8 protein-coding genes are annotated in these 10,547 nt (G+C 53.8%); 1 reads left to right on the top strand and 7 read right to left on the bottom strand.

Annotation, left to right across the window (positions count from 1 at the left end):
• Positions 1 to 119 precede the first annotated feature (119 nt).
• From EYQ49_09950 to EYQ49_09940, 3 genes are all read right to left on the bottom strand, one after another.
• Positions 120 to 917, bottom strand: a complete 798-nt coding sequence (locus tag EYQ49_09950) for a hypothetical protein (GenBank protein ID HIG26187.1) — start codon at positions 915 to 917, stop codon at positions 120 to 122.
• Between the two features lie 2 nt (positions 918 to 919).
• Positions 920 to 1,795, bottom strand: coding sequence for a recombinase (locus EYQ49_09945; GenBank protein HIG26186.1), 876 nt, complete (start codon positions 1,793 to 1,795; stop codon positions 920 to 922).
• 115 nt (positions 1,796 to 1,910) lie between these two features.
• The gene (locus tag EYQ49_09940; GenBank protein HIG26185.1) at positions 1,911 to 3,281 is read right to left on the bottom strand and encodes an aspartate aminotransferase family protein; all 1,371 of its coding nucleotides are present in this window, start codon (positions 3,279 to 3,281) and stop codon (positions 1,911 to 1,913) included.
• Positions 3,282 to 3,422: 141 nt separating this feature from the next.
• Here EYQ49_09940 and EYQ49_09935 point away from each other — a divergent pair, with 141 nt between their 5' ends.
• Positions 3,423 to 5,870, top strand: a complete 2,448-nt coding sequence (locus EYQ49_09935; protein HIG26184.1) for an FAD-dependent oxidoreductase — start codon at positions 3,423 to 3,425, stop codon at positions 5,868 to 5,870.
• On the opposite strand, the gene EYQ49_09930 is transcribed toward EYQ49_09935, so the two are convergent.
• The 4 genes from EYQ49_09930 to EYQ49_09915 form a co-directional block, all read right to left on the bottom strand.
• On the bottom strand, positions 5,867 to 6,382 hold the full coding sequence (locus tag EYQ49_09930; GenBank protein HIG26183.1) for a MarR family transcriptional regulator: 516 nt from the start codon (positions 6,380 to 6,382) through the stop codon (positions 5,867 to 5,869). The genes EYQ49_09935 and EYQ49_09930 overlap by 4 nt on opposite strands.
• A 3-nt stretch (positions 6,383 to 6,385) precedes the next feature.
• Positions 6,386 to 7,180, bottom strand: a complete 795-nt coding sequence (locus EYQ49_09925; GenBank protein HIG26182.1) for an ABC transporter ATP-binding protein — start codon at positions 7,178 to 7,180, stop codon at positions 6,386 to 6,388.
• Positions 7,177 to 7,971: an ABC transporter ATP-binding protein gene (locus EYQ49_09920; GenBank protein HIG26181.1), complete on the bottom strand. Its 795-nt coding sequence runs from the start codon at positions 7,969 to 7,971 to the stop codon at positions 7,177 to 7,179. Before EYQ49_09920 ends, EYQ49_09925 begins: the two co-directional genes overlap by 4 nt.
• An 81-nt stretch (positions 7,972 to 8,052) precedes the next feature.
• On the bottom strand, positions 8,053 to 10,547 hold a 2,495-nt coding region (locus tag EYQ49_09915; protein ID HIG26180.1), incomplete at its 5' end, for a hypothetical protein.

Genomic DNA, 10,547 nt, shown 5'->3' with positions numbered 1-10,547 from the left:
CCTTCTTGGTCGGCCAAAGTGGCCGCTTGGTCAATGACTTGTTTGCTATCTAAGGTCCGCCTGCTCATAGCTTCACCTTAGCGTTAGAAGCAATAACTGTCCAGTTAGAGGGCAATGCGTTACCAAACAACAAGAAATGCTCCCCCAGCTACCAGCGCCGCTCCCCACCAGGCCCGCCGTCCTAGGGCTTCGCCAGCCAAGAAAACACCTAACAAAATAGAGACCTGACGCAACCCTGCTACCTGGCCTGCTTGGGCTCGCTGAAAAGCCAACAGAATTAATCCGTAGGCCCCACCCTGGCCAACCCCGACCAGCAACCCCGGGGCAAAAGCCTGGCGCAAGCGGTCTACAGATGGGCGACGTAAAACCAAAACCACCGTGGCACCGACTACCGATACGACCGACAAATACCCCAAAGGGTGGGTGCGATCCACCGCTTCAGCATCCAAAAGCGAGTACCCCACAGTGGCTAAGCCACTTATCAAAGCCATAACTACTGCTCGGCGTTCGGCCAAACGCCAGCCCACCCCGGCTAACAACAACAAGCCCGCAACCAGCACCACTAAGCCAACCGCCGTAAACGGCGAAGGCTTTTCGCCGAGCAGCATCCATCCGCCTATCCCCACCAACAAGGGAGCGGTGCCTCGAGAAATAGGGTAAGCCACCCCCAAACTCCCTTCACCGTAAGCCGAGCCCAGCATCCATTGATAAATAGCATGCGCAACTATCGAAGCCAGAACAAACCACCACACTCCGCTAGGCGGGTTGGTGACGGCCACCGGCAAAAGAACCACCCCCACGCTGAGGTAACTCAAAGCAATCACCACTTGCGGATCAGGCAACTTATGTAAATGAGCGTTCCACCCGGCGTGCAACACCGCAGAAACCAAAACCAGCGCTATGGCTGAGGTGGACATGATCAGCCCTGACGAGCTGTAGCTTGCCAACTGGCGATGACCGACACATCAACTATGTCATCGGCGGTACAACCACGAGACAAATCGTGCATAACCCCATTGAGCCCCTGTATTAAAGGACCAAAAGCACGAGCGCCAGCCAGGCGCTCGGTTATTTTGTAAGCCAGGTTCGCACTGTCTAGGTCGGGAAAAACCATCACGTTGGCTCGGCCAGCCACCGCAGACCCGGGGGCTTTGCTCGCCGCTACCTCAGGCACCCAAGCAGCATCAAACTGGAGTTCGCCGTCAATTAAAAGCTCGGGGTGTTGTGCTTGTACCAAAGTCGTAGCGGCCCGCACTTTGTCAACTTTGGGGTGCTGGGCACTGCCTTTGGTGGAAAACGACAGCATGGCCACCCGGGGTTCTTGGCCGGTTAGTTCAGAAAAAGTATTCGCGGTGGCCACAGCGATAGCGGCTAGTTCTTCTTCGGTGGGGTCGGGGATAACCCCACAGTCGGCAAAAGCCACCGGCTGTCCACTGGCCAGCAACATAAAGAAACAACTGCTTACCACCGAAGCATCGGGGGCCACTCCTAAAATTCTCAACCCGGCGCGTAACACATCTGCAGTGGGGCAGGTAGCGCCCGCTACCACAGCATCCGCTTGCTCATCGGCCAGCAACAAGGTGGCCGCTACTACCGGTTGAGTGGGGTCCAACCCTACCGCTACCGCCTGTTGGCCTAAGACATCATCCACCTCAGGTGGCACCACCACGGCGAGGCCCTCATCGGTTAACCGCTGGGCCGCCGCCTGTCCTCGGGGGTCGGCCAAGTCAGCCAGCACAATGCGCTGTGGGTTTGCTTTGACTCGGGTGAACCAGTCTTGTCTTATCTCTTCCACAAGAGAATGTTTAGCCTTTACCGCGCCATGGAATGAGCCTGGCCTCTAAAAATCTCATAATGAGATCCATACAAACACCAATAAACCCGATAACGATGATGCCGGTCAGAGATTTTTATTTATTGGCCTGAAGCCAAGTAGTGGTTTGGGTAAGAACTCGATCGGTGCGTTCCACTAAGTCGTCGATGACCGTTTGGTCGGCGATGAGCGGTGGGGAGATGGTGAGACCGGTGTAGCCCCGGTCGTCCGGACGAATGGTAATGCGTTCTTGTTTTACCAAGCCGCCCAACACGCCGCCTTGCAAACCGGCGGCTTGGGTTTCACTGAGTTCTTGGCCGTTTTCTCCATCTGCGCAAAGTTCAATGGCATAGAAGTAACCGGCACCGCGGACTTCCTTGACGCAAGAATGCTGGTTGGCCAACGCTTGAAGTTTGTTGTTGAACATGCCTTCGTTGGCCAGAACATGGTCAAAGAGGCCCTCGTCGCGCATGGCCGCCATGTTGGCTACCGCCACTGCGGTGGCTACCGGATGCCCGCCAAAAGTAGACCCGTGCATGTAAATAGCCTGGGGTGAGTCGTAAATAGTGTTTACGAGTTCTTCGCGGATCACTACCCCACCAAGTGGTTGGTAAGCCGAGGTGACCCCTTTGGCGAAGGTGATCATGTCAGGGACAACCCCCAGGCGTTCGCTGGCAAACCAGTGGCCAAAGCGCCCGAAAGCGCAGATGACCTCGTCGGCCACCAACAACACGCCGTACTTATCGCAAATGCGGCGGAGTTCTTGCCAATATCCGTCAGGTGGAACCAGGGCACCTCCACCGTTTTGAATGGGTTCGGCAATAACCATTGAAACCGATTCTGGGCCCTCGTTTAAAATTGCTTCTTCGATGGCTTGCACACAAGAGAGGGCTGCGGGGGCGGTGCCTTCTGGGGAGTCACACTGGTTGGTGTTGATCACATGGTGTACCCCTTCCCACAAGTTGGGGAGGAATGGGGCACGAAACTTTGGGATAGCGGTGACGGAAAGCGCACCAAGCGTGGTCCCGTGGTAGGCCCAGTTGCGAGCAATGACCTTGTATCGACCTTCGTCGCCGTTGGCCAGATGGTAGTTGCGGGCGAACTTGATGGCAGATTCCACGGCCTCGGAACCAGAGTTCACGAAGAAAACTTCAGAGAGGTCACCGGGAGCAAAGTCGGCAATCATGGAGGCGGCTTCGATGGCTGGCGGGTGGGCTGACCCCCAGTTGGTAGCGAAAGCAAGTTTGTCCATTTGTTTGGCCGCCGCCGCAGTTAGGTCGGGCCGGCCGTGGCCAATGTTTACGCAAAAAAGGCCTGCTAAACCGTCGAGGTACTGGTTGCCGTCGGTGTCCCAGAGGTAGCAGCCCTCACCTCGATCAAAAACAGGCAGCCCTTCGTTACGCCACGCCGTACCTTTGGTGAAGTGCGGAACCAAATTTTTTTGAGCTTGTTCTCGTTGGGTATTCACAAAACTTCCTTGTTGATCTATGCTGCGCGCATCGTTTTGATTTAGAACGTGACCCCGGTCACTGCGTTATAGAGAGTAACATAGTTGATATTCCCTCTAACCACAAGGGCTAATATTCTCACGAGATCATGAGGCACTAACTTGACAAAAGAACTTCCACAACAAGCACAAGTAGTAATCATCGGCGGCGGCATCGTGGGGGCCAGCATCGCCTACCACCTCACCGAATTAGGTTGGAACGATGTGCTCCTTTTAGAACGCCACACCCTGACCAGCGGCACCACCTGGCACGCCGCCGGGTTAGTGGGCCAACTTCGAGCCACCCACAACATGACCCGCTTGTCTGCATACAGCGCCGACCTTTACCACCGCCTCGAACACGAACTGGGTTACCCCACCGGTTTCAAAAAAGTCGGCTCAGTCAGCGTGGCCGACAACACCGAACGCATGGAAGAACTGGTACGCGGCGCCGGCATGGCCCGCTGTTTCGACGTCGACGTTGAGGTCATCAACAACGAACAACTCGTTGAACGTTGGCCACTCATCAATCCAGAAGGAATCGTCGGTGGAGTATGGGTTCCCGGCGACGGGCAAGCCTCACCGGTCGACACCACCATGGCCTTAGCGGCCGCCGCCAAAGCCGGCGGAGCCACCATTAGAGAAGGCGTGTCGGTTTCTCATATTCGCACCAAAGACGGGCGAGCCATTGGTGTAGAAACCGACCAAGGACCCATAGACGCCGAATACGTCGTGACGGCGGCCGGCATGTGGTCGCATCAACTCGGACGAGACGCCGGGGTCAACATTCCTCTCCACGCTTGTGAACACTTTTACTTAGTCACCGAGCCAATCCCCGACCTTCCCTCTGGGCTCCCCACACTGCGAGACACCGACAACTGCATTTACGTAAAAGAAGACGCCGGCCGTCTGCTCATTGGCGCATTCGAACCAGTAGCGAAACCCTTTGGCGAACACGGGCTCCCCACAGACCGGCCCTTCATGCAACTCGACGAAGACTGGGACCACCTCGCCCCGGTCTACGAACGAGCCTGTGAACGAGTGCCAATATTATCCGACATCGGTATTCGCTTATTTTTTAACGGTCCCGAAGCTTTTACCCCCGACGACCGCTATCTCTTAGGAGCCACCCCAGAACTCGAAAACCATTTCGTGGCCACCGGTTTTAATTCCGTAGGTATTCAATCCGCAGGAGGGGCCGGAAAAGTCCTCGCCGAATGGATGGTTAACGGGCGACCCCCCATGGACCTCTGGGACGTAGACATTCGCCGCGCCCAACCCTTCCAAACCAACCGGCGCTACCTACGGGATCGTTCCGTCGAAGCACTTGGCTTGCTTTACGCCATGCACTGGCCATTCCGCCAAGTAGAAACCGCTCGCGGGGTGCGCAAGTCTCCTTTCTTTGATCGACTCAACGCCTTAGGTGCTTGCCACGGTGAAGCCGGTGGATGGGAGCGCCCCAACTGGTTTGCTCCGGCCGGGGTTGAACCCGAATACCAATACACCTACGGGCGACAAAACTGGTTCGAACATTCAGCAGCCGAACACCGAGCCTGTCGAGAAGGCGCCGCCCTGTTCGACCAAACCTCACTGGCCAAACTGTTGGTCCAAGGGCCCGATGCCGCCCGCCTGCTTAACCATCTTTCCTCAGCCGACATAGATGTTGAACCCGGCACCTCGGTGTACACCACCTGGTTAAACGAAAAAGGCGGCATCGAAGCCGATCTCACCGTTAACCGGTTAAGCGACGACAAGTTCCTGGTAGTCACCGCTTTTTCTACCCAAGGAAAAGACGCCGACTGGATAACCCGGCACGCCGGCCCAGATGCCCGAGTCACCGTCACCGACGTCACCTCAGCCTGGTCGGTTTTGGGAATCTTTGGCCCCCAAGCCCGCAACATCGTGGCCCCCCTCACCGACGCTGACCTCTCCAACGAAGCATTCCCTTTTGGCACCCTGCAAGAAATCGACTTGGGCTACGCCCGAGCCATCGCCGTGCGCCGCACCTACATGGGTGAATTAGGTTGGGAGTTTTACTTACCCACCGAGTTCTCTTTGGGAGCATTTGACCACCTTTGGGAATCTGGCCAACCCAACGGCCTGGTGCTCGCCGGCTACCACGCCATGAACTCACTACGCATGGAAAAGGCCTACCGCCACTGGGGTGACGACATCGCCGACGAAGACACCCCGCTAGAAGCCGGCCTCTCTTGGGGAGTTAACTGGGACAAACCCCACGGCTTCTTAGGACGAGAGGCGTTGCTGGCTCAAAAAGAAACTGGAGTCACCCGGCGCTTAGTGCAGTTTCGTCTAGACGACCCCGAACCATTGCTCTACCACAACGAACCCGTTTACAAAGACGGGGTTCTGGCCGGGCGTATTACCTCCGGTATGTACGGGCACACCGTGGGAGCCGCCCTCGGCATGGCTTACATAAACCACCCCATCGACATGGCACGTTCTGAAGTCATCAACGGGGTATTCGAAATTGAAGTCAACGGGCAACGCATCTCCGCAACTCCGTCTTACCGAGCATTTTACGACCCCGACAGCAACCAGGTAAAGCTTTAAGCCGCAGACTGCGGAGGCCTTAACGTCTTTTCTATAAGTTGCGCCAAGGTTGCTTGTTCTTCTGCGGTAAGCGCACCATAAACCGTTTTTTCGACATCTTGCTGCGCGGTGTAAGCCTCCACAGTGGCCGTGCGACCGGGTGGGGTCAAAGCCAACACAATTGCTCGACCATCTACTTCATGAGGAGTTCGAGTCACCAAATTTTCTCGCTCCAAAGTATTTACGGCACTCGACACTGAGGCCCGTGATAAACCAGAGAGATGCGCCACCCGGTAAGCCTCTAAATCACCACAAACCCACAGAGTAAACAAAATACGAAACCCCGCCCACGTTAACCCTGCCGGGCGATGCACCTCAGACTCCACATGACGCACAAAACGAGTAGCGGCACGAGACAAAGCAAACGACAAACGAAAAAGTTCTAAATCAGCGTGAGGGATTTCAGTCGCTACCCGCTCAACAGCCCGTTCGGTAAACCCTAACGCTTCAGACACTTCAGGATCAGAGCCCATAACTCAGTCGGAGGTTGCGGCGGCCAAACCCTCTTCGTCGCCCAAGTAAGCAGCAATTACTGCGGGGTCTTTCTGCACCACCTCTGGCGTACCTTCAGAGATTTTCTGGCCGAAGTCCAAGACCATAAGGCGGTCGGCTATATCCATGACCAAACCCATGTCGTGCTCAACCAAAATCATTGCGATGCCGAGTTCTTGGCGTATATCCATAATGAAGCGAGCCATGTCTTCGGTTTCTTCAAGGTTCATGCCAGCTACCGGCTCATCAAGCAATAGCAACTCAGGGTCCATGGCCAAAGCGCGGCCTAACTCCACTCGTTTTTGAAAACCGTAGGGCAACAAAGCCACCGGGTGTTTACGCCATTGTTCGATCTCTAAAAAGTCAATAATGTTTTCCACCGCCAAACGGTGCTCCATCTCTTCTTTTTTAGCCGGGCCAAACCACAAGGCGCCCGCCAACCAAGAACGCTCCATACGAATATGGCGGCCCAATAGAAGGTTCTCGATCACCGTCATATGAGGAAACAATTCAATGTTTTGAAAAGTGCGCGCCACCCCTAAAGCAGCGACCGCATCGGGCCGTTGGCCCATAATGCTTTCACCCTTCCAGCGAATATCGCCTTCCTGTGGACGATACACCTGGCTGATGGTGTTGAAAATAGAAGTTTTTCCGGCGCCATTTGGACCAATGATGGCAAACAGCTCGCCGGCGCCGACTTCGAACGACACGTTGGTGATGGCTTTAACGCCTTTGAAAGAAAGGCTGATGTCATCAACCTTGAGCAGCGGTTCACTCATGACAACCACCTTTTACGTCGCTTGTAATGTTTTACATCTCTGAAAGATTTTCGCTCAGAGCCCTCGCCGTGCAAGCCGAGATAAAACTCTCGCACATCTTCGTCGCCTAAAAGTTTGCTGGCTTCGCCATCCATCACTACCTTGCCGGTTTCCATGATGTAACCGTAGTTAGCAATAGAAAGCGCCATGTTGGCGTTTTGTTCAATAAGTAAAATACTGGTTCCCGCTTTGTTAATTTCAACAATGATGTCACGTATTTGAGCCACCAACTTGGGCGCCAAACCTAAAGAAGGTTCGTCAAGAATAAGAAGTTTTGGGTCGGCCATAAGAGCTCGCCCAATAGCCAGCATTTGTTGTTCACCGCCCGAAAGGTACCCTGCGGTGGCTTTATGCCGTTCAGCCAAAATAGGGAACATGGTCATAACTCGGTCATAAGCATCTTTGACCGCTTGCTTATTTTTGTTCGTTATCGAACCAGTTACCAGGTTTTCATCAACGGTAAGTTCGGCAAAAACTCGGCGCCCTTCAAGGACCTGGCTGATACCGCCACGCACAATGGAAGAAGCCTCATTGTCGTGGATTTCTTGGCCATTAAAGGTGACCGAACCTTTGGTGATTTTACCATCTTGAATATCTAAGAGACCAGTGATGGCTCGAGTAGTGGTTGTTTTACCGGCACCGTTACCGCCCAGAAGAGCTACGATTTGACCATCGGGGACCTCAATAGAGAGGCCGCGCAACACGAGGATGACCTCGTTGTAAACCACTTCAAGGTTTGCTATTTCGAGCATTTGGTTCCTGAATTAATAGTGAGTAAGAAAATGGTGTGAGGGGCGGCCAGCGAACTGGCCGCCCCAAAAACCATCAATTATTTATTCTGATTTAAAGCAAGCGCCGTCATAAACATGAGCAGCGGTCACATCCGAAAGGATCGGACCACCATTCATCAATACCGAACCGGTGCTTCCGCCGCCAGCCACGGTGGCTTCAGCATCAAACAGGTCGGCTTGAATGTCAAATATGTAAGACTCACGCACGATGTTTTCATTAGGGGTACCGCTGTAACTTTGATTAGCGGCAAGACCCTGATAATCAATATCAGTGCTGTTGGCGGCTGCAATTACGCCAGCCCGAGTCAAATCGCCGGCGGCAGCAGCTGCCTCGAGGATCTGATGGGTGGCCATAGCGGCAGTCCAACCAGTGGTGTAAACATCTGACAATGGCTTGTCCGGAATGCGTGCTTGCAATTCAGCAACCATGTTTGTCATTCCTTCTGAGTCGCCTGCGTTCCAGGTCAGGTAGTAGCCCGACTGGTAGTAGTAGGCATCCAAGGCAGGAGCCAAGCCGGTAGCCAACAACATGTAGTTGTAGGTTGGCAAGCTTCCTGACCAAACGGCTTCAAAGCCTTGAGCGACAGCCCCACCGAAGACCTCGGCGAAGACCGAAGGGCTCGCAGTGATCCACACGAAGTTGGCACCTGAATCAACCAAACCAGAAATAACTGGTGTTTGGTCGGCTCCGGGAACCACTTGGGCTTCAGCGTCATAGACGATTTCGATGCCCAATGCTTCGGCAGCTATTTTGGCGCCAGCGGCCGCATCTTGACCATATTCACCTGGGTAGGTGAGGATGGCCAATTTGGCGTCGCCTTCAACCACGTTGTTGGCTAAGTAGTCAACAGCGTTAATGGCTTCGTAGCAGTAGTTGGTACCTGACTCAAAGATGTTTTGACCAAAGTCGGGATCTGGCCAACCGGAGTACCAAGACAGTGGGATGATTCCCAAACCGTCACTAACAGCATCTTCAGCAATTGCTGAAGTGTGTGGTGAACCAGTTGACTGAGAAATAAAGACAACACCGTTGTTTTCATCTTTCATGATTTCGTACTTCTCTAAGTGAGTGGGCACGTCGTAGCCGGTGTCTTCAACAAGAAGTTCAACCTGGCGTCCGGCAATACCACCGTTTTCGTTCACCATGTCCCAGTAGGCCTGTTGGGCATCCATAATTTGGATAACCAACGGCGCAAAGACACCACTTAAGTCAGCAAGAGCACCAACACGAATGGTGTCTTCAGTGACCCCATAATCGTAAATGATGTCTGCGGCGGCGACTACGTCGTTTCCGGCTTGTGAACCGGTTGGAGCGTATTCGAAGACAACGTTGGCGGTTGAGCCTTCGTAGTCAGCGGTGTCAACGTTTTGGATAACGGTGATCTTCGAAGAAGAACAGTCACCATAAGCGTCACAAGACAAGTTACCGATCAAACCGTCGTAACCAGAAACACCATTGAGGTGTTCACGTACGCCAGCACGGTCAATAACCAAAGTGTCGCCATCCATGTAAGAAGCGGCATCAATAGCATCCATCAACAATGCCGCAGCATCGTAGGAGTGAGCCCAAAATGGGGCAGCTGGAGCTTCACCGAATTCGGTGTTGTAATCAGCCAACACGTCAGCAGCAGTTTCACCAGTCGACTGGTTGGCGTTAGAGCCATACCGTACGTCAGGACCAGAGAAGTACATGCCTTCAGTTTCCGCAACCGCTAAGAAGTTTGTGTTCAACAAACCATCAGCAGCCATCAAAATAACTCCGCCCATACCGGAAACATCGCCGGCTTGTTGGACAATGAAGTCACCCTCAGGTTGGAAAATAGGGAAAAACAGCATTTCTGGAGCACCAGCAGCGATTTCGGTCAAAACCGGAACCATGTCAGTGTCGCCCTTGTTAACAGCAGTAAAGCCAGTAACCGTGCCGCCACCCGCTTCAAAAGCGTCAGTGAAAGCAGTAGCGAGACCCTCGGTGTAAGGGTCACCATCATGGATAGCAGCAGCCGTAGTCACACCCAAAACATTGAGAGCGAAATCAGCAGCAGCAGCACCCTGGTAAAGATCGTTATGCGCAGTCCGGTAGTAACCAGTCTTGTAGTTCGAACCCGCTGTACCAGCCAAGTCAGAAGTCAAAGAAGGAGACGTGTTCGACCCAGAAATCATCACCAAACCGGCTTCAGAAATCAAAGGAGACGCAGCAGCAGCCGCACCCGAACAAGACGTACCAATAACACCAACAATGTCTTCGTCAGCAACAATGATCGAAGCCGCAGCCTGACCACCATCAGCGGAACAAAGATCATCCATGCCGACACCTAAGTCAACATCGAAACCCTTGATCTGGCCGTAATCCTCTACAGCCATACGAATACCATTTTCGTTGGGAATACCCAAGAAAGCCACATCACCAGAAATAGCGTTCAAAGAACGAATCTGAATAGCTTCCCCATCATCAACACGAACCTCACCCAAAGAACCATCACCCAAATAGGCACCAGTCTCCGGCGCAGCCGTAGTTGTCGGCGCAGCAGTAGTCGCTG

The sequence above is a fragment of the Acidimicrobiia bacterium genome (assembly GCA_012959995.1).
Classification (GTDB): domain Bacteria; phylum Actinomycetota; class Acidimicrobiia; order Acidimicrobiales; family MedAcidi-G1; genus MedAcidi-G2B.
The sequence above is the reverse complement of the archived record's forward strand: the minus strand, read 5'-3'. Positions and strand labels throughout refer to the sequence as shown.

What these genes read in the sequence shown, in the direction of transcription:
- EYQ49_09950 (HIG26187.1), bottom strand. Translation starts at nt 917, where the DNA reads ATGTCCACCTCAGCCATAGCGCTGGTTTTGGTTTCTGCGGTGTTGCAC.
- EYQ49_09930 (HIG26183.1), bottom strand. Translation starts at nt 6,382, where the DNA reads ATGGGCTCTGATCCTGAAGTGTCTGAAGCGTTAGGGTTTACCGAACGG.
- EYQ49_09925 (HIG26182.1), bottom strand. Translation starts at nt 7,180, where the DNA reads ATGAGTGAACCGCTGCTCAAGGTTGATGACATCAGCCTTTCTTTCAAA.
- EYQ49_09920 (HIG26181.1), bottom strand. Translation starts at nt 7,971, where the DNA reads ATGCTCGAAATAGCAAACCTTGAAGTGGTTTACAACGAGGTCATCCTC.